This window comes from Hyphomicrobium sulfonivorans (genome assembly GCF_013306565.1).
GTDB classification, from domain to species: domain Bacteria; phylum Pseudomonadota; class Alphaproteobacteria; order Rhizobiales; family Hyphomicrobiaceae; genus Hyphomicrobium_A; species Hyphomicrobium_A sulfonivorans.
Map to the genome: position 1 here is coordinate 364,041 of NZ_PZPO01000001.1, position 19,465 is coordinate 383,505.

At 60.7% G+C, this 19,465-nt stretch carries 20 protein-coding genes; 7 read left to right on the forward strand and 13 right to left on the reverse strand.

Annotated elements, in window-relative coordinates:
- Nucleotides 1-603: 603 nt before the first annotated feature.
- The 4 genes from C6Y62_RS01620 to egtB all read right to left on the reverse strand — a co-directional run bounded on the left by C6Y62_RS01620 (nt 604) and on the right by egtB (nt 4,215).
- The gene (locus C6Y62_RS01620; RefSeq protein ID WP_173952527.1) at nt 604-903 is read right to left on the reverse strand and encodes a histone H1; all 300 of its coding nucleotides are present in this window, start codon (nt 901-903) and stop codon (nt 604-606) included.
- Nucleotides 904-1,077: 174 nt separating this feature from the next.
- Nucleotides 1,078-1,719 carry a TetR/AcrR family transcriptional regulator gene (locus tag C6Y62_RS01625; RefSeq protein ID WP_068460789.1) on the reverse strand — a complete coding sequence of 214 codons (642 nt, stop codon included), beginning with the start codon at nt 1,717-1,719 and terminating at the stop codon, nt 1,078-1,080.
- 40 nt (nt 1,720-1,759) lie between these two features.
- On the reverse strand, nt 1,760-2,941 hold the full coding sequence (gene egtD, locus C6Y62_RS01630; RefSeq protein WP_338074472.1) for an L-histidine N(alpha)-methyltransferase: 1,182 nt from the start codon (nt 2,939-2,941) through the stop codon (nt 1,760-1,762).
- A complete protein-coding gene (egtB, locus tag C6Y62_RS01635) occupies nt 2,899-4,215 on the reverse strand; it encodes an ergothioneine biosynthesis protein EgtB (protein ID WP_173952528.1) in 1,317 nt (438 codons plus the stop codon). The genes egtD and egtB overlap by 43 nt, the downstream gene beginning before the upstream one ends.
- A gap of 267 nt (nt 4,216-4,482) precedes the next feature.
- On the opposite strand from egtB, the gene C6Y62_RS01640 reads away from it, so the two are divergent.
- Nucleotides 4,483-4,677 (forward strand): hypothetical protein, encoded by a 195-nt coding sequence (locus tag C6Y62_RS01640; RefSeq protein ID WP_173952529.1) that lies wholly within the window; start codon nt 4,483-4,485, stop codon nt 4,675-4,677.
- Nucleotides 4,678-4,714: 37 nt separating this feature from the next.
- Nucleotides 4,715-5,362, forward strand: a complete 648-nt coding sequence (locus C6Y62_RS01645; protein WP_173952530.1) for a hypothetical protein — start codon at nt 4,715-4,717, stop codon at nt 5,360-5,362.
- 408 nt (nt 5,363-5,770) lie between these two features.
- On the opposite strand, the gene C6Y62_RS01650 is transcribed toward C6Y62_RS01645, so the two are convergent.
- Nucleotides 5,771-6,448: an extensin-like domain-containing protein gene (locus tag C6Y62_RS01650; RefSeq protein ID WP_173952531.1), complete on the reverse strand. Its 678-nt coding sequence runs from the start codon at nt 6,446-6,448 to the stop codon at nt 5,771-5,773.
- Between the two features lie 454 nt (nt 6,449-6,902).
- Nucleotides 6,903-7,724: an alpha/beta fold hydrolase gene (locus C6Y62_RS01655; protein ID WP_198491319.1), complete on the reverse strand. Its 822-nt coding sequence runs from the start codon at nt 7,722-7,724 to the stop codon at nt 6,903-6,905.
- A 58-nt stretch (nt 7,725-7,782) separates the two neighbouring features.
- Between C6Y62_RS01655 and C6Y62_RS01660 the strand changes: the two genes are divergently transcribed.
- Nucleotides 7,783-8,034: a zinc-finger domain-containing protein gene (locus tag C6Y62_RS01660; RefSeq protein ID WP_173952533.1), complete on the forward strand. Its 252-nt coding sequence runs from the start codon at nt 7,783-7,785 to the stop codon at nt 8,032-8,034.
- 66 nt (nt 8,035-8,100) lie between these two features.
- Nucleotides 8,101-9,300 carry an FAD-dependent monooxygenase gene (locus C6Y62_RS01665; protein ID WP_173952534.1) on the forward strand — a complete coding sequence of 400 codons (1,200 nt, stop codon included), beginning with the start codon at nt 8,101-8,103 and terminating at the stop codon, nt 9,298-9,300.
- Here the strand turns inward: C6Y62_RS01665 and C6Y62_RS01670 are convergent.
- Both C6Y62_RS01670 and C6Y62_RS01675 read right to left on the reverse strand, forming a co-directional pair.
- The gene (locus C6Y62_RS01670) at nt 9,297-10,028 is read right to left on the reverse strand and encodes a type 1 glutamine amidotransferase (RefSeq protein ID WP_173952535.1); all 732 of its coding nucleotides are present in this window, start codon (nt 10,026-10,028) and stop codon (nt 9,297-9,299) included. The genes C6Y62_RS01665 and C6Y62_RS01670 overlap by 4 nt on opposite strands.
- 184 nt (nt 10,029-10,212) lie before the next feature.
- Nucleotides 10,213-10,824 carry a response regulator gene (locus C6Y62_RS01675; RefSeq protein ID WP_173952536.1) on the reverse strand — a complete coding sequence of 204 codons (612 nt, stop codon included), beginning with the start codon at nt 10,822-10,824 and terminating at the stop codon, nt 10,213-10,215.
- Nucleotides 10,825-11,138: 314 nt separating this feature from the next.
- On the opposite strand from C6Y62_RS01675, the gene C6Y62_RS01680 reads away from it, so the two are divergent.
- Nucleotides 11,139-12,395, forward strand: a complete 1,257-nt coding sequence (locus tag C6Y62_RS01680) for a BaiN/RdsA family NAD(P)/FAD-dependent oxidoreductase (RefSeq protein WP_338074311.1) — start codon at nt 11,139-11,141, stop codon at nt 12,393-12,395.
- A 34-nt stretch (nt 12,396-12,429) separates the two neighbouring features.
- Here the strand turns inward: C6Y62_RS01680 and C6Y62_RS01685 are convergent, their stop codons facing one another.
- The 3 genes from C6Y62_RS01685 to C6Y62_RS01695 form a co-directional block, all read right to left on the reverse strand.
- Nucleotides 12,430-14,268, reverse strand: a complete 1,839-nt coding sequence (locus C6Y62_RS01685; RefSeq protein WP_173952537.1) for an ABC-F family ATP-binding cassette domain-containing protein — start codon at nt 14,266-14,268, stop codon at nt 12,430-12,432.
- Nucleotides 14,269-14,426: 158 nt separating this feature from the next.
- Nucleotides 14,427-14,888 (reverse strand): YcgN family cysteine cluster protein, encoded by a 462-nt coding sequence (locus tag C6Y62_RS01690; protein ID WP_173953042.1) that lies wholly within the window; start codon nt 14,886-14,888, stop codon nt 14,427-14,429.
- A 60-nt stretch (nt 14,889-14,948) separates the two neighbouring features.
- Nucleotides 14,949-15,416: a hypothetical protein gene (locus tag C6Y62_RS01695; protein WP_173952538.1), complete on the reverse strand. Its 468-nt coding sequence runs from the start codon at nt 15,414-15,416 to the stop codon at nt 14,949-14,951.
- A gap of 152 nt (nt 15,417-15,568) precedes the next feature.
- Between C6Y62_RS01695 and C6Y62_RS01700 the strand changes: the two genes are divergently transcribed.
- Nucleotides 15,569-16,072 carry a CreA family protein gene (locus C6Y62_RS01700; protein ID WP_173952539.1) on the forward strand — a complete coding sequence of 168 codons (504 nt, stop codon included), beginning with the start codon at nt 15,569-15,571 and terminating at the stop codon, nt 16,070-16,072.
- A gap of 140 nt (nt 16,073-16,212) precedes the next feature.
- Nucleotides 16,213-16,857, forward strand: a complete 645-nt coding sequence (locus C6Y62_RS16285; protein ID WP_173952540.1) for a phosphatase PAP2 family protein — start codon at nt 16,213-16,215, stop codon at nt 16,855-16,857.
- Between the two features lie 60 nt (nt 16,858-16,917).
- Here C6Y62_RS16285 and C6Y62_RS01710 read toward each other — a convergent pair whose 3' ends face one another.
- On the reverse strand, nt 16,918-18,168 hold the full coding sequence (locus C6Y62_RS01710) for a DNA recombination protein RmuC (protein WP_173952541.1): 1,251 nt from the start codon (nt 18,166-18,168) through the stop codon (nt 16,918-16,920).
- A gap of 333 nt (nt 18,169-18,501) precedes the next feature.
- A complete protein-coding gene (locus tag C6Y62_RS01715) occupies nt 18,502-19,425 on the reverse strand; it encodes an AEC family transporter (RefSeq protein ID WP_173952542.1) in 924 nt (307 codons plus the stop codon).
- Between the last annotated feature and the right edge of the window lie 40 nt (nt 19,426-19,465).

Sequence of the window (19,465 nt, forward strand, 5' to 3'; positions counted from 1 at the left end):
CCGTCAAGAGGTGGACCGGGAAAATCCGAACGCTGATCGCACAGACTTTTCACGCGCTAGTAGGGCTGCGCGGACACGCCGCACAGTTGATTGCAGCGCCACACATGCAGCCACGCGGGCTGCCCGCATCCGATTAACCGCAGCTCTGCACGCGCAGAACGGCGAAGGGCGATCCGCACTCAGCTAAGATGTAGGTGGAATTTTCGCGAAATAAAGTCGATGCGCACCGCATCAATGCGCATTCATGCCCGACCGTGACGCGGCGCGAATGGCGGATCGCACGTCTGAGCGGGCGTCGACACTTCAACAGCGCGCGCGCATTGAAACGCTGGCAGCAATTTTCTGCCGAACTAGGCCGTGGCCGCACTGAAGTCCTGCGAGGACTGGCGACCACACTTGCCAGCCGCGACGCCTTCCCAACTTGCGGCGGCGACACCCATCCGGCTCGTGGCTCAGCGCTCGTGACTTAGGATGATCACCCTAGCTGCGCCATGCGACCGACGGGAGAAACGTCGTGAGGGCTAATCTCGCCCGTCGGATGCATGAGATCGCGGTAACCGGATCAGTACCGCACGACGAACGCTGAACATTCGTCTCGGCGCGTCAGCGCTTCTTTGCCGGGACGCGCTTCTTCACAGCCTTCTTGGCTGCACCCTTCTTCGCCGTAGCAGTCGTCTTTGCTGCCACTGCCTTCGCCTTCACAGGCTTGGCCTTGATCGGCTTGGAAGCAACCTTGCGCACGGCCTTCTTCTTGGCCGGCTCTTTCTTCGGAGCATCCGCTGCCTGCGTGAGAGCTGAAGCCGCAAGCTTCTTGATCTCGCTGTGTGTGAGAGTACCGGGAGCCTTGATGCCCTTCGCTGCAATACGCGCAACTGCCGGTGAGGTCTTCTCGTTCGCTGCCATGATTGAAACCCGTCTTTGCTAACTACATGCGCACCACTACTCGCGCGCGATGCCGCCTCACGTATACATCGGTTTCAACAGCTATGCATTAAGCGTTTGCATGCTGTGCGCAAACTCATCGCGCACAACACACGCAACGCACGATGAATGCGCACTCGAACAACGCGCAACGCACTACTTGTCCGACGTGACGCCGAGACCATCGAGATAGATCAGCACAGCAGCTTCAAGAAGATCTTCCGCCGACATCGGTATCGGACGACGCGCAGCATCGCCACGACTGAACAGCGCAGCGATGCCGTGACTGAGCGACCAGATGTGCAGCGCCATCATCAGCGACGGCGGCCGCTTGGCAGGCGGCAACGTTGCAGCCAATGCATCGCAAGCCTGACGCAACACGGCGAACGCGCGCTCGCCCGCCTCTCGCACCTCCGGATGATCGCCCATAGGCAAACCGGATTCGAACATCGCGGAAAACTGCGCCGGCTCCTTGGCTGCAAAGTCCAGATACGCCCGCCCGACACGCTCAAAGGCTGCTCTGGGCGTGGGTTTGCCGTCATTCCAGGCTTTCGCCAGCGCATCCGCAAATGCATCGAAGCCACGGCGAGCGATGTCGGCCAGCAGTGCATCGCGATCGCGGTAATGGCGGTAGGGTGCTGCGGGGCTGACGCCGGCCGCACGCGCGGCATCGGCGAACGTGAAGCCCGCCGGCCCTTTCTTGGAGATCAATTCAAGTGCCGCGGCGATCAATGCTTCACGCAGATTCCCGTGATGGTATCCGCGCCGCGCGCCGGGGCCGCCCTTTTGCCATGCCATGACGCGCTTGTAGCCCAATTCGCAAGGCGACGGCTATCTTTCACACGTCCGCAATCAGCACATGAACACTGAACAGGCGCTCGGCATCGGTCCACACCACCTGCGGTCGCCAGCCTGCCTCACTGACAAGCGTATGGAAGCCTTCGATCTCGTACTTATGCGAATGCTCGGTGTGAATCTGCTCGCCGGCATCGAAATGGAAGCGATGCCCGCCGACGTCCACCCACTGCTCCCGCAGACTGACGAGATGCATATCGATCCTGCCGTTGCGCATATCGTAGGTGGCCGAATGCTTGAACTGATCGAGCTTGAAATTGGCGCCCCGCTCGCGATTGGCACGCACCAGCAGATTGAGATTGAAAGCAGCCGTAACACCATCCGCGTCGTCATAGGCGGCAAGGAGCCGGCGGACATTCTTCTTCAGATCGGCTCCGATAATCAGGTGCGCGTCCGGACCTAATGTCCGGCGCATGCTGGCCAGCAGCGCAACAGCATCGACTGGACGCAAGTTCCCAATCGTCGAGCCAGGAAAGAAGCCAAACAGCGGCCTTGCAGAAAATTCCGGCGGCATGACTATCGGTTGCGCGAAATCAGCCTCGATCGGCATCACGAGCAACTCGGGAAACCGCTCCGCGATGCGCGCCTTTGCATCCCGCAAGGCAGCGGAGCTGATGTCTATTGGAACGTAGGCGTGCAACTTATCCATGCGTTCCAACAGAAGTTCGGTCTTGGTGCTGGAGCCTGAACCAAACTCAACCAGCACCGCGCCTGCGGGAACGATGGCCGCGATCTCCTCCGCCTGATGCCGTAAAATATCTGTCTCGGTGCGGGTCGGATAGTATTCCGGCAGCGTCGTTATCTTCTCGAACAGAGCACTGCCCGCCGCATCATATAAAAATCGGCTCGGAATAGATTTTTGCGGCGCTGAAAGTCCGGCAATCAACGCCTCGGAAAAGTCGGAACCGATGGCAGCAGGGTCAGCTCGGCCGTGAGGTCGTGCACTTTGCTCCATGGAACCGCAAAAAGCTGAGCGCGATCCGCTGCGACTGCTCCGTCCTGCCCTGTCGCGCTCCGAGGTGAACCACGCGCCAAAAAAACTCTGCTCGGGTAATGACGGTGCCGACCTGTCTCGGTTGAAATCCGGGGCGCGTCTTGCTGCTGATTTCTTACTTACTTCGCTCATGCCGCGTCCTCCGCCAAACGAACCCCGCTGAACTGCCATCTCTGATGCGGATAAAAGAAGTTCCGGTATGTCCGGCGGATGTGACCCGGCGGCGTCACGCAGGAGCCGCCGCGCAGCACGTTCTGACTGACCATGAACTTGCCGTTGTATTCGCCCAGTGCACCCGGCGCGGCGCGATAGCCCGGATAGGGAAGATACGCGCTCGACGTCCACTCCCACACATCGCCAAACATCTGGGTGAGTTCGCCATCAGATCCGTCAGCAGCAGGTTGGGGCCGCATGAGCCCGGTGCCGAGGTCGTTGCCCGCCGCGGCTATCCCTGTGCTTGCAATCTCCCACTCGAACTCGGTCGGAAGCCGCTTGCCAGCCCAGTTGGCGAAGGCATTGGCTTCGTAATAACTAACGTGCGCAACCGGAGCCGCCAGATTCACCGGCACCAGACCTTCAAGTGTCATCTGATGCCAAACGCCATCGCGCTGATGCCAATATCCGGGCGCATCCCATCCGTTGGCGTTGATCGCGCTCCATCCGTCCGCCAGCCACAGCAGCGGATCGCGATAGCCGCCGTCGTCCATGAATGCCAACCATTCGGCATTTGTCACGCAACGGTGCGCAAGGCGAAAGGGTTGCAGAAGCGCATCGTGACGCGGCTCTTCGTTGTCGTAGCAGAAGCCGGTTCCGGAAAACCCGACGGGAAAAATACCGCCGGGAAATTCAATGAAAGTCGCGTCCCCGTCACGACGGGGCTGATCGCGATACGGCGCTGGCGTACGATATGCCGGATGTAATGGCTGGGCGTCGAAAAGGCTGAGTATATCCGTCAACAGCAACTCCTGATGCTGTTGCTCGTGGTTGATGCCAAGCTCAACGATAGCGGCCAGCCCATCCAAGCCATCATTGATAAAACCGCTGACGAACATTTGCTCCAGCGCCGCATCGACGTGGGCACGATAGCCGCGCACCTCATCCACTGACGGTCGCGTCAGCAGGCCACGCTGGCTGCGCGCCTGACGCTTGCCGTGACTCTCGTAATACGAGTTGAAGCAGTAAGCGAAATCCGGCGAGTATTCGCGATAATCTGGCAAATGCGGCTTCAGCAGAAATGTCTCGTAGAACCACGTCGTGTGCGCCAGATGCCACTTCGTCGGGCTAGCGTCGTCCATGGGCTGCACGACCTGATCTTCATCGCTCAGCGGCGCCGCTAGCAGTTGCGACAGTCGCCGGCTTGATTTGAGCCTGTGCAACAGGCGCAAACGGTCAGAAAGTTCTTCGGCGACGGTAGCGGCGGAACGGTCGACAGCAGAAGAAAGCACGGAAACCTCGAATTTATCTCAGCGGGTGCACCGACTAAATTCGATGCTTAAAAGCCCTAACGATTTGCAGAGGCATCGGTTTCTCCATTACTCCGATTTCATCGACGCACTTGATAGACGAACCACCAAGTCACGGCGGAACGTCGAAATATTTCGATCCTTCGATTTTTAGACAACGGCATCACGCATCCTTCAGGCTGCAGAGGTTAGATAGCGCTGTTGCCGGCGCTGCTTATTGTTGCGGCCGGAAGCTAAGGAGTTCAGGCGATGGCGGATCGTGAGCTGGAAGTGGGTGCTATCGTGCAGCTGACGGGCCTTGAAATCGGCCTTATGGTCGCTGATGCCTCGTATCGGATTGAGCAGCTCCTCCAGCTCAAAGAAGGAGCGCAGCTCTATCGGGTGCGCCACGATGACGAGCCTTTCGACCGTATCGTTTCCGAACGCGACATCCGTGATTTTTAACCGGTCATTTTCGCTACATAACTAAGGTCAAGCACCGATGCGCGTTCTGCCAATCGTCCTAGCTGCCGTGGTCTCCACCATGTCGCTCAGCGGCATGGTCTATGCCGATCCGAAAGCGGCTGATCCTCTCGCGGTGGAATTCGATGGACAGCGCTTCACGCTAAACTTCGAAGATCAGGCAGCGCTGCCTGATGGCTCGATGGGTAATGCTCTGGCTGAATTCACCCTCAAGGGTGAAACCGTCGAGAACTGGTCGAAGCTGTTTGCTTTCTATGCCTATCCGCAGATGGGCACTGACCCCACGGCTGCAGTTGAGGCCGTGGGCAAGGTGGTGAAGGAAACAAATCCCGACGCCAACTACGCCATCGACGTCAGCAACGAAAAGGAAGCCATCATCGATTTCCTTACCTGGGCTGAAGGCAGCGAGGTGATGGAGTTCAACGTGTTCCGTTATACTCCCGCCGATGATGGCCCCGGCCTGATCGCCATGCAGTATGCCCAGCACATCAACATCGACGATATGGATGTTGAAGCCATGCGCGCGTTGCGTGAGCGTGCGGTGCGCGAGATGGCTGCGATGGATATGGATGCCGCGCAGGACTATTTCGCCGCCAAGCGCGAGCAGATGTCGGCCAAGGCCGAAGATGGCGACACGCCATCATTCGCTGAGCGCGATCAGCAGTAAGCGACTGAACACCTAAAACTCAGTGCGTCAGTGCGATCACGGCGCCGCGCAATGGCAATGATCGACGCTCCAAGCCGGTCGGTATTTTCGCGCGGCCTTCGGCGCAGTATAATTGCGGCTTGCTGTCGGGATATCGCCCATGCACCGCGCCCCCTTATGCCTGATCGTCTTCGGATGGATTGTTATCGCGCACACCGCTCTTGCAGCCCGGCATCCCTCGCCGCCCAGCGCCAGCCGGTTGCAGCCGGACCTTGTATGTCTGGATCCAAGCGCTGAGTTCCCCGTCGCCTGCGATGAGGACGACGACTAGAGCGTGCTTCCAGAAAAGTGAGAACCGGTTTTCCGCCAAGAAGCACGAGCCAGAGCTGTCCGCGGTTCAACGAAACGCTGACAGGCTCTAGGCCGCAGCTACTTGCAGACAGTCCGCAAACCGTCCTTGCCGCGCCGCGCCAGATCGACATGGAAGTGGTCGTGATGGTTGCGATCATAGTTGGGGCTGAGCACCGTCGTGAAATGATGGCAGGCCCCGGCACGCACCTCGCGCAGAAAAGCCTGATCGCGCTTGTCGCCGCGCCAGCCTTTTTTCACCGAAACCGTCTTGCCGTTCGCCAGCACAAATCCGGAAACATCCAGCGCGTTGGCGTGGCCGTGCTCGGACAGCACCGCTCCGAACGCGTGATTGATCGGGCGACAGGAATAGGAGCCGGCGATGCGCAGCTCCGTCAGCGGCGAGTTGTAATAGCGCAATGCCGCGGGCTCGATCACCTCCCGGACCCACAGGTTCACCTGCGGGATCATCGGGCATCTCAGATATGCTACCGGCTTCAGCGTCACATTGCCATTACGCACGGCCGCCAGCTCGAAGGGCTGCTCCGCACCGCAGGCACCTGGGCCGCCGAGCGAAAGCTTGGTCTTGATATAAGGGCTTTCGCGCACGACGCCGGCCGCAAGGCAGGCGCGCTCTTCTGACGAGCGCCACGGCTCGTCCTTGGCGATGAAAGATTGTGTGGCACTGCCGCCGCAGCCGCTGAGCAGCCACGGGAGGCTAATAATGCCAAAGAGGACGCAGATACGGACAGATGGCATGATGCGAGACGCTAACCGCAGTAACCCTAATGGACTGTAAACGTGCCATCTTTCCCGGGACGAAGATGAGCAGGCCAATCCGGCGGCAGTGCGACTCAAAAACGGCGCAACCCAGATATCGACGCGCAAAACAACCACACAGCAGAGTTTTCCACAGCACAAATGTCGCGATCGCAATGGAAGCACAAGACCGCACGCCACGATCTTGATATGACTGGATTGTCTGGAGCTTCCAGACCCTCGGCGGCGGCCAGTTCGTTGTGCGTATGTGCTGCGTTCGAGTGTGTATTGCGTCTTGGCCCCGGCTTTTTGGTCGGCTGCTATGTCCCTGACAACCCCGCGTTTGTCTTTTGGGATGTAAGCGCCGATTGGCCGGGGCCTCGTATTTCAGAGGCAGTGTTTCTTAAGGCCCCCGCGAGGGCAGCGCCTGCTGCCAACAGCCGCGCCCCGTTTGTCAGCCCGCGTCCACGGCGGCGAAGAAATCCAGCACCGCCGCTTTGAATTTGCGATCGCCCACAGCCTTCATGTGATCGCGATTTGCGAGCGTTACGGCCTGAGCCCCAGGGATCAGCGCCGCCAATTCATCCGCTGAGCCGCCGATCACGTCGCGGTCCCCGACAACGACCAACACCGGACGCTTCAGCGTTGCTACCGCATCCGCCGTCAGAGGCGCGCGTGCTGAACGGATACAGACAGCCAACGCCTTGAGATCGCTTCCGGTCTGTTCGGCGAACGAACGGAATGTCCGCGCGGTGGGGTTGGTCACGTCATCAATGCTGGCGGCTTCCAGCGCATGGGCGATCGGCGCCGTGCCAGCCAATCCGCGCACCATGTTGATACCCAGCCCGCCGAACACCAAGCTGCGCACGCGATCAGGATGCGCCAACCCGAGAAACGCCGAGATGCGCGCGCCCATCGAATAGCCGAGCACATGGGCGCGCTCGATGCCCAGGTGATCCAGCAGCCTGCACGCGTCCTCCGCCATGAGCGGGGCGCCGTAATCTTCCAGCCGATAGAGCTTCTCGCTGCGGCCGTGCCCGCGATTGTCATAGGCAATGACGCGGTATCCGGCCTCGGTCAGCGTCCTGACCCAGCCAGTGTCGATCCAGTTGGTGACTATGTTCGATGCGAACCCGTGAATCAGCAGAACCGGCTCGCCTTCCCCTTGATCAAGAAAGGCAATCTCGGTGCCGTCGGAGCTGAACGTGCGCACGGGAGCGATCCTTTCCACGGACGGTGGGCGTTGCTTAAAACGCGACCGCCGTACCCCTATCATTTGACTTTCCATGCGGCTATGGTCCGCCCATACGGATCAGATAATGCAGGGTAATTCGATGGCTTCGAGTCTCGTTCCCCATCTCGCCAACGACGATGGCGTTGAGAAAATTTTCGTCGGTGTGCGCGAGTTGAACTGCATGGGCGCGCGGCCGCCGTTCGATCACCCCCATGTCTTTCTCGACATGGGCAGCGACGGGCAGATCCTGTGCCCCTACTGCTCAACCCTCTATCTGTACGATCCGCGCCTGGCCGCCGATGAGACGGACCCACCGGGTTGCCTGACCTCGCCTGTTGAAGAAGCTGCCTGATACGCCGGCCCTGCATCTGGTGGCACCACCACCGGCTAGCCCTGCCACGCTGTGCCTGATCGAGTCATGACTGATCCAGCCGCCAGCCCCATTGCGAATGCGCCGGCGCTTATTCTCGGTGGCGGCATCGCCGGGCTGGCGAGCGCGCTTGCATTTGCCCGACAGGGCATCGCCTCGCACATCCTGGAAAAGCGCGCCAACTACAGCGAGGAAGGCGCCGGCATTCAGATCGGCCCCAACGGGACGCGCATTCTGCAGCAGCTTGGCGTAGCGGAACGGCTGCAGCCATTGGTTGGCACTCCGGAAGCGCTGAGCGTGCGCGACGGGCGCTCCGGTGCGCAGCTTGCTCTATTGCCACTCGGAGACTGGATCGCGCAACGGCACGGCGCACCCTATTGGACTGCGCACCGACGCGACCTGCACTCAGCTCTGCTGGCTGCGGCTGAAGCCGAACCGCGCATTACCATCACGCTGGGCGATACCGCTGCTTCGATCACCTCCGACGATGCAGGCGTGAGCGTCGCAACGACCGCCGGCAGAAGCGCAAGCGGCTTCGCCCTCATTGCAGCGGATGGCATCGGCTCGACCGTACGCACCTCGCTGTTCGATGCCGCACAACCAACGCCGTACGGCAAGAGCGCCGCGCGCAGCGTCATCCCCATCGCCGCTGCACCCGAACAGTTGCGGCGGCAGATTGTAACGATCTGGCTGCTGCCCGATGCGCACGTCGTGCATTATCCGGTTTCCGGAGGCCAGGAACTGGCAATGGTGGTGGTGCTGGACGACACGCACCTGAGCGACAGCTGGAACGAGCCGGTTCCGGTCGGTGAAATAGAGCAGGCGCTGAGCGCATCCGCCCCCGCGCTGCGTAAGCTGATCATGCAGACACACGACTGGAAGCGCTGGACTTTGCGCACGCTGCCGGTGCCCGCTCAACTCGCAATCGGCAACGTCGCACTGGCCGGAGATGCAGCCCATCCGATGCTACCGTTCTTTGCTCAGGGCGGAGTTATGGCGCTGGAAGACGCAGCAGTTCTGGCCGCAACGCTCGGGTCAAAGCAGAAAACAACTGGCGGGCTGCTGGCGGATTATGCCAGCAAGCGCCGCGCCCGTGTTGCTCGCGTCGTGGCAGCGTCGCAGCGCAATGGCCGCATCTATCATCTCGACGGCGCAGTTGCGCTGGCACGGAACGCTGTGCTGCGCATTGCCCCGCCGCAACATTTGATGCGGCAATACGATTGGCTTTACGGCTGGCGAGCGACCTAGTCCTGCATCTGCTCAATGGCGACATGCATGAAGTTGTCGTAGATGCGCCGCGAGTTTTTCAGAATGTCGGCAAAAGACTCAGAAACGCGGCGCTGTACGCCAACGGCGTAGTTAGGCGGATATTGCCGCGCTAATGCAGCTCGACTTGCATCCGAGTCTGCCCATTCACGGATCGATTGCTCGCTCGCTTCGATGTGATACTGCAGCCCGAAGGCTGCCGATCCGTAGCTCATGGCCGCCACGCGGCATTGCGGGCTGGAAGCAAGACAGGTCGCACCATCGGGCAGGCGTTTGACTTCTGCGCAGTGCCATTGAACACCGCGAAACAGCGGCTCCACCCCTTCAAACAGGCGATGGCACATCCCCTCATCGGACAACGATATTTCCGCCAGATCGAATTCGCACGCAGTCGCGGGGCCAACCTCACCACCCAAACTATCTGCCAACAACTGATGCCCAAGACAGACGCCAAAATACGGGCGATCCAAGTCTTTTACCCAACGGCGGATTGCTGCTTTCTCAGCTCGCAACCAGGGGTAAGCGTCCTCTTCCCACACATCCATAGTGCCGCCCAGGACGATCATAATATTGAATTGATCCAGATCCGGGATCTGATCGCCTGCATAAAATTTTATGATGGTGGGCTCGGCCCCGTCGGCCTTCAGGTGACCCGCGATGGTACCCGCACTACAGCTAGGCGAATGCTGAAAAATAATAACGCGGGGCATTGCGTGCGTGTCGATCCATTTTTCTGATTTTTGCGCAACGGATATGGTGCATGCTGACGAATTGCAAGCGCCGAAATGCTTTCCGAGGGAAAAAGCCGCAGCGCCGCTGATATGTGTCGCATCAATCGCGCCAAGCGCGAATGTCGAGCCAAACTAAACCCACCCAATGGATGTGGGAGCTCGGCTACTTCATTTCCATAGATACCCGGATGAGATCCGCAGTGCGGCCGACCCCGAGTTTGTTCTTAATAATGGAACAGGTGTTGGCTACGGTTTTGTACGCTATTCCAATAGTCTGCGCGATCTCTGCGAGGCTGTTGCCCTCGCCCAGGAGCCGCAGGATTTCAATCTCGCGCATGGTCAATTGCTGCAGAGGATCTTCCGCAGAAAGCTGCGTGAAGGCCAGTGCGCTCGCGATTTCGCGTTCGACGTAGCGTCCCCCTTCGCCCACGCGCATCACGGCGGTGATAAGCTCATCCGCCCCCGCACTTTTGCTTACGTAGCCCCGTGCCCCGAGACGTAATGCCCGTGCCGCGTACAACGGCTCGGCGTGCATGGAGAACACCACCACCCGTGCCTTGTCGTCCTCGGTCATAAGGCGACGCAGAAGTTCAAGGCCGCCGATGCCGGCAAGGTTCAGATCCAGGACGATCAGATCAGGCGCCAACGTGCGAAACGACGCCAACGCCTCTTCTCCGGACGAAGCCTCGTGCAACTCCATTTCGCCGAGGTCGGCAAGCAGCCTGCGGATGCCCTCTCGCACCACGATATGATCGTCGACAAGCAGAATCTTCATACCGAGGGGCCCCGAGCGTGGTGATCCGCGCCAAGTGAAATTATGGCTTCGCTGGAGCCACCAGACATCACGCCGGATCTGATGCCTTCATTGCCCAACTTATCGTGCGGCGCTGCCGCCGCCTAGGGAAGCCGTGACCGGTGCAGAGGAAGCAATTCCAAAACGACAGAGAAAGTCGTTCCGCGCTTAATACGGCACAGATGCCATGCCGCACCATGGCACCTTCGACGCGGCCGGATTTTCCCTTCAGCATTCCAAAGACATAGCTATTAGGTTAGGTGTGATTGAAACACCCCAACGTTTTAGGAAACATCGTGCAGACAGGTAGCATCGGCACTGCAGTCGTTATCGGTGGCGGCCCGGCTGGATTGATGGCAGCGGAAGTGCTGGCCGCCGGCGGGGCGCGTGTTGCTGTATATGACCGCATGCCCTCGCCGGCACGGAAGTTTCTGATGGCGGGCCGCGGCGGCCTGAACCTGACGCACAGTGAAGACCTGTCCCGCTTCCTGACCCGCTACGGCGCCAGCGAGGAACAGCTCCGACCGATGATCGACGCTCTGCCGCCGGACGCGGTACGACGCTGGTGCGAGGAGCTCGGCCAACAAACATTTGTCGGCTCCAGCGGCCGCGTTTTTCCGCAAGTAATGAAGGCTTCACCACTGTTGCGGGCATGGATCGCGCGCCTGACAGCGGCCGGCGTTTCGTTCCACATGCGCCACAACTGGCGCGGCTGGGATGATGACGGCGCGCTGCTGATGGAAGGGCCGTCAGGGCCGCAAGCCATCAAGGCAGACGCCACCATACTCGCGCTTGGCGGGGCAAGCTGGCCGCGTCTCGGCTCGACCGGCGACTGGATCGCTCCGCTCGAAAACACTGGAACCGAAGTGGCGCCGCTATTGCCTGCGAACTGCGGATTTCTGGCTGAATGGTCGGATGTTTTCAAATCCCGCTGCGAAGGAAAACCGCTGAAACGCATCGCGGTAACGTTCAACGCTGAAACGGTGCGCGGCGAAGCGCTGATAACCGCGCGGGGCATTGAAGGCGGCGCGATCTATGCGCTGTCCACCGACATCCGCCATCACATCCTGGCGAAGGGTTCGGCGCTGCTATGGCTCGATCTCAGGCCGGACATTACAATGGATGATCTGGCTGCACGTCTCGCCAAGCCGCGCGGCAAGCAATCACTGGCGACGTTTCTGCGCAAAGCCGCAGCACTTTCACCGGTGGAAATTTCGCTGCTGCATGAATGCGCATCCCGGCCGTTGTCCGAACTCGACGCGCAAGAGCTGGCTGAACTCATCAAGCAACTGCCGCTGCGTCTTACCGGTGTAGCACCGCTCGCAACTGCCATTTCAAGTGCGGGCGGCGTGAAGTGGGGCGAGGTCGACGCGCACCTAATGCTGAAGCGCAAACCGGGTGTATTCATCGCCGGTGAGATGCTGGACTGGGAAGCGCCGACCGGCGGCTATCTGCTGCAAGCGTGCTTCGCAACCGGAGCATGGGCCGCGCACGGCGCATTAGATTGGCTGCAACAGCGCAATGCAAACCCAACGTCGCAACGCGCAACATAAAGTGACATCGGCGAAAGGCCGCTCGATCACCCGATCAGCCGCCCTCGATTTCCTCACGCAGCATTTCCAGCTCAAGCCACTGATCTTCAGCGCTTGAAAGCTCTGCCTCAACCGCCGCCAGACGGGCTGACTTTTCGGCAAACGCATTGGGATCGCGTGTGTAGAGTTTCGGATCGGCTAGCGCCGCGCCGAGTTGCTTCGCTTCGGTCTGCAGCGCGGCCATCTGCTTCGGCAGCGTTTCGAGCGCATGCTTTTCCTTGAAGCTCAACTTGCGTTTCGACGCCGGAGCGGACGCGGCCTGCTTAGCGGCTTTCTCCGCCGCCGCCTCTGATCCGCCAGCGTTTTTCGCAGCCTTTGATTTACCTGTCGCCCGGCCGGAGAGATCGCTGCCGCGCTGCCCCAGCATGTCGGAATAACCGCCCTCATACTCGCTCCAGCGGCCGTTACCTTCCGGCACGATCACCGAATGCACGACGCGATCGAGAAAGTCGCGATCATGGCTGATGAGAACGACGGTGCCGGAATAATCCGCCAGCATCTCTTCCAGAACGTCGAGCGTTTCCAGATCGAGATCGTTGGTCGGCTCGTCAAGCACAAGCACGTTGGACGGCTTGGCCAGCGCGCGCGCCAGCATGAGGCGTCCACGCTCACCGCCGGATAGCACACGCAGCGGGGTGCGCGCCTGCTCCGGCTGAAACAGAAAGTCCTTCATGTAGCTCACGACGTGCTTCGTCTTGCCGCCGACCGACACCTGATCGCCACGGCCGCGCGTCAGCGCTTCGGCCAGTGTCCAGTTCGGATCGAGACTGTCGCGATCCTGCTCCAGCGATGCCATCTCGATGCCGGCACCGATGCGCACCTCGCCGCTGTCCGGCGCCAGCTCGCCAATCAGCATGTTGACCAGCGTTGTCTTGCCCGAGCCGTTGGGGCCGACAATGCCGATGCGATCTCCGCGCATGATGCGGGCCGAAAAGCCGTCAACGATCGGGCGATCGCCATAGTGCTTGGCGATGTTCTTGACCTCGAACACAAGCGCACCGGATTTGTCAGCCTCCGCTGCCTCGATAACAGCCTTACCTGTCGCCCGGCGATGGTCACTGCGCTGCTGGCGCAACCCCGCCAGTTCGGCCATGCGGCGCACGTTGCGCTTGCGGCGCGCTGTTACGCCGTAACGAACCCAGTGCTCCTCACGCACGATCTTGCGGTCGAGCTTGTGTTGCTGCACCTCTTCCTCAGCAAGCTGCTGATCGCGCCAGGCCTCGAAATCCTTGAAGCCCACCTCGACACGACGCGCCTGTCCGCGATCCAGCCACAGCGTTGCGCGCGAGAGCGACTCCAGAAACCGTCGGTCATGGCTGATGATCACCAGCGCACCGCGCTGACCGGCGAGCGTCCCCTCCAGCCATTCGATGGTTGGCATGTCGAGGTGATTGGTGGGCTCGTCTAGCAGCAGGATATCGGGCTGTGGCGCCAGCACCCGCGCCAAGGCCACACGGCGCGCTTCGCCACCGGAAAGGTTCGTGGGGTCTTCTTCTCCGGTCATGCCCAGCTGCTGCAGCAGATAGCGCGCCTGATGGGCATCATCGCTGGCAGTCAGACCGGCCTCGACATAGGAGAGCGTCGTCGCATGGCCGGCGAAATCCGGCTCCTGCGGCAGATAGCGGATAACCGCGCCGGGCTGGATGAAGCGTTCGCCACGGTCCGGCTCGACCAGCCCCGCGACGATCTTCAGCAGCGTGGATTTGCCCGAGCCGTTACGCCCGACAAGACACACGCGCTCTCCGGCCGAAACGGAAAGCTCGACACCATCGAGCAGCGGATGGCCGCCGAAGGTAAGCGCGATGTCGCTGAGCTGCAGAAGCGGTGGCGCCATTTTTTGATTTCGTCTCGCTGATGAGGGAACGGCTGATCGGCAGCCTGAAAGCGCCGCCCATGCGGGCGCCATAGCACAGAAGCCGGCGCACGATCACGCTTCTTCGGTTCGCACCGGCGGCCGGCTCCCCGGAGGGGAGTCGCCGGTGCGAGAAAAAATCAAGTTGCCTGGCCAATTATGTAGCGGGCGATGTCAGTCTCCTTCACGCCCTTCTCGCTGCGGATCCAGCCCTGCCCCGATATACCTGCGCTGTGCACCGTTTCCGGATCGCCGGAAACCAGCGGGTGCCACCATTCCAGCGGGCGGCCCTCAGCCAATGCGCGGTAGGCACACGAGTATGGCAGCCACGGCAGTGCGTCGATCATATCCGGCGTGATGCGGATGCAGTCCGGCACCTTCTTCTTGCGGTTCTCATAATCCTTGCAGGAGCAGCTCTGCGTATCCAGCAGCTTGCAGGCAAGGCGGGTGAGATAAATATCGCCGGTATCTTCGTCCTCGACCTTCAGCAGGCAGCACAGCCCGCACCGGTCGCACAGCATCTCCCATTCACCGCGCGACATCTCATCAAGGTTCTTCACCTCCCAGAACGGACGGTATCCGGGAGCCTCTTGATTTTGCATCGATTTGCGCGTTTTGCGGGGCGTGCTCATGGCGGGCTTTTAGCACATCCCACCGCGCCGTCACCCACCTGCGGCATTGGTGATGCGTACGAGACCGAAGGCGCGCAGCAACAGATAGCACCCAAGCGCGGCCGCAAGCGAAAAGCCGCCCACGATGGCAGCATGGAAGAACACCACGCTCCTTCCCATCGAATCCCTTGCAAAAAAAGCCGTCAGTGCCAGTACCGCCGGATAGATCAGCGACGCCGCCAAGCAGGCCGATACCGTGATCGGCCGCCCCCACGCGACCCAAGCCGCCAGCGCCAACCCACAGATCGCCGCCGGAACAGCCCCGATAAAGTATGAAATCTGCAGCCAGCCAAAAGCGGTGTTCAGCACGTCCATGGCGGTTCGCGAGCCGTCGTAAAAATTCGTCGACCACCGGAAGCTCTCCAACAGCACCAAGCCGACCAGGCCACCGATGGGCGGCCCTAGCCCGCAGACCACCGCAAAAACTTTCGCCGCGACGCTGATCGGTTGCCGTGCCAATTGCGTTCTCCAGAATTGCCGGGAAGCCGTTTACGGAGAAAACCGCCCGCTACTGTGGCCGGCCTCGGGTGAACCACCGACCATTGCAGCCCGCCGCCGCTATCGCCATCTGCAATCGCCGATCCGTCGGCGTCAATCGGGAGAATATCGGAATGCGCGCGCTTGCCCTCTGCCTCGGTCTTGTAACGCTCTCGGCGGTGGCTGCTCTGGCGAAGGATCCGGACCTCATTTTCAAGAAAACAACCGTCTGGCAGTTCTTCTCGCCCGACCACAAGCTGGCGACCTACGCCATCGACGATCCCGATGTCGAAGGCGTCACCTGCTACTTCACCGTGCCGGAAAAGGGCGGCTGGAGTGGATGGCTGGGGCTGGCCGAGGAGCTGCCGAAGGCGTCTCTGGCGTGTCAGCAGGTCGGGCCAATCAAGTTCGCGGGTAAACTGAAGCAGGGCGATGAAGCCTTCAGCCAGCGCCGCTCGCTGATATTCAAGCGCATGCAGATCGTGCGCGGCTGCGATGCCAAGCGCAACGTGCTGGTCTATCTCGCCTACACCGATCGCCCGATCGAGGGCAGTCCGGAAAGCGCCACCGCCGCAGTTCCGATCAGCCCGTGGGGTGCCACCGAGCCGGTGAAGTGCAGCGACTGGATCAAGGAATAACGCTGCACCAACTTGGATAGGTACATCGCTTTTCTCGTCGCCCGCATTTTTACTGCCTCGACGGCAATGTCTATGCGCACGCTGATCGATGGTGCATAGACGTGTTCAGAGGGCATCGGCACCGTGTGCGGGGAAGCGAAGTGACGCAAATCAAGCAGCAGCCACTTACGAAACGCAGCGCACTTGCCGGCGCGCGCATGGGGTTCAACATTTTCTTCGTGCTGGCCGTCGCCATTTTCATCGGCTTGACGGAAGAGTTCGACCGCGCCGGTCTGCTTGCTGTGCAGAGCTGGGCAACGCCGGGGCTGACGGAGCTGGCTAACACGCTCAACAACATCGGATCGGCGCCGGTGATCTACGGCATGGCGGCCGTCATCGCGGTGGCGTTGCTGCTGCTCAGTCACAGGCTGCTGGCGATCAATCTGGCGTTGCTGATGGGCGCTGCGTTTCTCGCTAACCTGTTCGTAAAGTACCTGATGGCGCGGGCGCGGCCCGTTCCGGTGTTCGGTGAGGCCCCCGAGAGCTTTAGCTTTCCCAGCGGTCATGCGCTGATGGCTGCGTGTTTCTTCGGCTTCATCGGCATGCTCGTCACGGCGCGAATGCCCGATGCCTGGATGCGCGCGGTGGCGCTGACGCCATTCATCGCGTTGATTGCAGGCATCGGTCTGGCGCGGATCTATCAGGGCGTCCATTACCCCACCGACGTGATCGGCGGCTTTGTGCTGGCTCTTGCGCTGCTGATGACATTCGGCCCGCGCAACGCCGATGGCATGCGTCCGGCTTGAACATCGCTGTCGGCTAATTTACACGCGCCCGTCCGTCAGGTCGCCGGTGCGCCGAGGCATTCAATGATTACCTGTCGAGGTATCCGCTGCCGACACAACCGTCGCCGTCTGTAACTCCGGCATCGCCGCGCCGTTGCCGCCGCTGCCCTCCATCGCCTCCAGATCGAGCGATGACAGCCGCTCCCGACGTCCAAGAATTTTCGACGTTGCCGCAGTCACCTTGTCGAGAGACTTGCGTGACAGCGTGAAGTGCCGCTCCAGATCCGACACCCGCTCCACCAGTTGCCCCACATCCGTCAGCAACAGGCCAACCTCACGCTGGATGACATCGGCGTGGTCACGCATCTTGGCGTCCTTCAGCAGCGCCTGCACGGTCTGCACCGCCAGCATCAGCGTGTTCGGCGCAACAATCATGATGCGCGCGCGATGCGCCCCCTGCACGAGATCGGGAAACTTTTCGAACAGCTCGGCGCAGATGGATTCCGATGGCACGAACATCAGGGCAGTTTCCTGCGTCTCGCCCGGGATCAGATACTTCTCGGAAATCGCCGCGATGTGCCGCCCCACTGCCTCGCGAATGGCGGCATAGGCCCGGCGCTTCTGCTCGGCCGATTGCGCCACGCGCAACGCCTCAAACCCCTCCAGCGGAAATTTTGAATCGACCACCAGCGCTTCGGCATTCGGCAACCGGATGACGCAATCGGGACGCTTGCCGTTGGAAAGCGTGGGCTGGAAATCGTAGGCGCGGGCCGGCAGCGCATCACGCACGATCGTTTCCATGCGCATCTGACCGAACGCACCACGCGCCTGCTTGTTCGCTAGCACGCTTTGCAGCGACACGACCTCGCTTGATAGGTCGGCAAGACTGCGGTTCGCCTGATCGATAAGCGCCAGACGCTCGTTCAGGGTTGAAAGACTTTCAGATGTACGGCGCCCGGCTTCGTTGAGGTTGTCACCCAGCCGCGCCGAAGTCACATCCAGCGTTTGTGCCAGATGGCGGGCCATGCCATCCAGCCGATCGTTCAAAGCGCGCACCTGCTCCGCGTTTTGCTGCGCGGTGAATTCGGCTATCGCGGACAGGCGGCCCTTCAGTTCGGCAAACTCCACCTGGGCGGCTTCCTGCGAGGCGGCATGAGCCGCGTCGGTTCTAGCCCGATTGCTGCGTTCCATGGCGCGCAGCAGCAGCACCAGCGCGCCAAATGCGATCGCGCCGCCAATTGCATAAAATGCAACCTGCGGCACATCGGCCAGGGCGTTTTCCAGCGCCTGCCGAACCTCATTGATATCGATGCTTTGCAGTCTTTCGAGCATTGGCCAGCAAATACCTGATTCGCTGGAGCAAATTCGGGCAGCCGATTAAACGGCCCATTTGCCAAAAAAGCGATTGCCCCTCCCCAAACTGGGCACGGGCGCACACGTCACCCTAAAATTGGAACGCTCATCAGTGAGCGACGTTATTGGATGACGAAGCCGATCCCCCCGCGGCTTCATCCCGGTTTGCCGATGGGCGCCCTCCCCTTGGCAGCCGAGCCCCGGACCTCTGGTCCGGGGCAATTTCTGCATCACGCACACCGACAGCGCCGATAAAATGCAACGCGGCCCGAAAGCAAATTGCCTTCGAGCCGCAGCGGCAGTGTGAAATCGTCAGTTGGCCGCGAGATAGCGCACCAGTGCAATCCATGCCGGCGCGGCGATCGCGAACATGAACGACGTGACAATCAGCGTAGACGAGGCAAGGCCGACATACGTTTGATATCGGCCAGCCAGCACGATGCCGGTAAACGCGGGCGGCAGCGTTGCCAGCAGCACAAGTTCCTCAAGCTTGATGCCGGAAATGCCGAGCCACATCGCACCGCCCAACATGCAGGCCGGCACAAAAACCAGCTTCACAATCGTGTTCCAGATCACTTCCAGATTGAGATGGAACTTGTGCGCGGACAAAACCAAGCCGGCGGCAAACACTGCAACGCCCGACGTTGCATGTCCGATCAATTCGAGCGGTGGATCGGCCAGTGGCGGAAAACGCAGACCCAACGCCACGATGATCACGGCGATCAAAGGAGCCAGCACCACAGGCTGCTTCAAGGCGTTGATCAGCGAGCTGACCGGATTGGTTCCGCCCGGCGCGACAAAGAAAACGGCCAGCGGCACCTGCAGTACGTTCACCACCAGCGCCACGATCGCAACGCTGAGCGCAGCCTGCCCGCCGAATAATGGCGACAACACCGCCATGCCCAGAAATCCAACCGTTGGCGCGGCGGCACTCAAGCCCGCGATGCCCGATTCCTGCTTATTGTGCCTGAACCCGAACATCGCCACCAGAAACGAGATGACATACCAGCCGACCAGAACGACCGTTGATACCAGCAACGATCGCGTGTCTGAGAACAGCTCCTCACGCGTTGAATTGGCGATCGACACAAACAGCGTTGCCGGCAACGCATAGTTCAGCACCAGGTGATTGAAACCCGCCGCCTGAACCTGAGAGAACGAATTGCGCTTGCCCGAAAAATACCCCAACGCCAGAACGAAAAATATTGATGCAATATCCTGGATAATCGCAGTCATTCCGCACCCGTCCTGTTTCAGCCCGCAGCACCACAACGTT

What these genes read in the sequence shown, in the direction of transcription:
- C6Y62_RS01620 (WP_173952527.1), bottom strand. Translation starts at nt 903, where the DNA reads ATGGCAGCGAACGAGAAGACCTCACCGGCAGTTGCGCGTATTGCAGCG.
- C6Y62_RS01650 (WP_173952531.1), bottom strand. Translation starts at nt 6,448, where the DNA reads ATGCCATCTGTCCGTATCTGCGTCCTCTTTGGCATTATTAGCCTCCCG.
- C6Y62_RS01675 (WP_173952536.1), bottom strand. Translation starts at nt 10,824, where the DNA reads ATGAAGATTCTGCTTGTCGACGATCATATCGTGGTGCGAGAGGGCATC.
- C6Y62_RS01640 (WP_173952529.1), top strand. Translation starts at nt 4,483, where the DNA reads ATGGCGGATCGTGAGCTGGAAGTGGGTGCTATCGTGCAGCTGACGGGC.
- C6Y62_RS01645 (WP_173952530.1), top strand. Translation starts at nt 4,715, where the DNA reads ATGCGCGTTCTGCCAATCGTCCTAGCTGCCGTGGTCTCCACCATGTCG.
- C6Y62_RS01685 (WP_173952537.1), bottom strand. Translation starts at nt 14,268, where the DNA reads ATGGCGCCACCGCTTCTGCAGCTCAGCGACATCGCGCTTACCTTCGGC.
- C6Y62_RS01655 (WP_198491319.1), bottom strand. Translation starts at nt 7,724, where the DNA reads ATGATAGGGGTACGGCGGTCGCGTTTTAAGCAACGCCCACCGTCCGTG.
- egtD (WP_338074472.1), bottom strand. Translation starts at nt 2,941, where the DNA reads ATGGCAGTTCAGCGGGGTTCGTTTGGCGGAGGACGCGGCATGAGCGAA.
- C6Y62_RS01700 (WP_173952539.1), top strand. Translation starts at nt 15,569, where the DNA reads ATGCGCGCGCTTGCCCTCTGCCTCGGTCTTGTAACGCTCTCGGCGGTG.
- C6Y62_RS01710 (WP_173952541.1), bottom strand. Translation starts at nt 18,168, where the DNA reads ATGCTCGAAAGACTGCAAAGCATCGATATCAATGAGGTTCGGCAGGCG.
- C6Y62_RS01690 (WP_173953042.1), bottom strand. Translation starts at nt 14,888, where the DNA reads ATGCAAAATCAAGAGGCTCCCGGATACCGTCCGTTCTGGGAGGTGAAG.
- C6Y62_RS01715 (WP_173952542.1), bottom strand. Translation starts at nt 19,425, where the DNA reads ATGACTGCGATTATCCAGGATATTGCATCAATATTTTTCGTTCTGGCG.
- C6Y62_RS01625 (WP_068460789.1), bottom strand. Translation starts at nt 1,719, where the DNA reads ATGGCATGGCAAAAGGGCGGCCCCGGCGCGCGGCGCGGATACCATCAC.
- C6Y62_RS01665 (WP_173952534.1), top strand. Translation starts at nt 8,101, where the DNA reads ATGACTGATCCAGCCGCCAGCCCCATTGCGAATGCGCCGGCGCTTATT.
- C6Y62_RS01670 (WP_173952535.1), bottom strand. Translation starts at nt 10,028, where the DNA reads ATGCCCCGCGTTATTATTTTTCAGCATTCGCCTAGCTGTAGTGCGGGT.
- C6Y62_RS01660 (WP_173952533.1), top strand. Translation starts at nt 7,783, where the DNA reads ATGGCTTCGAGTCTCGTTCCCCATCTCGCCAACGACGATGGCGTTGAG.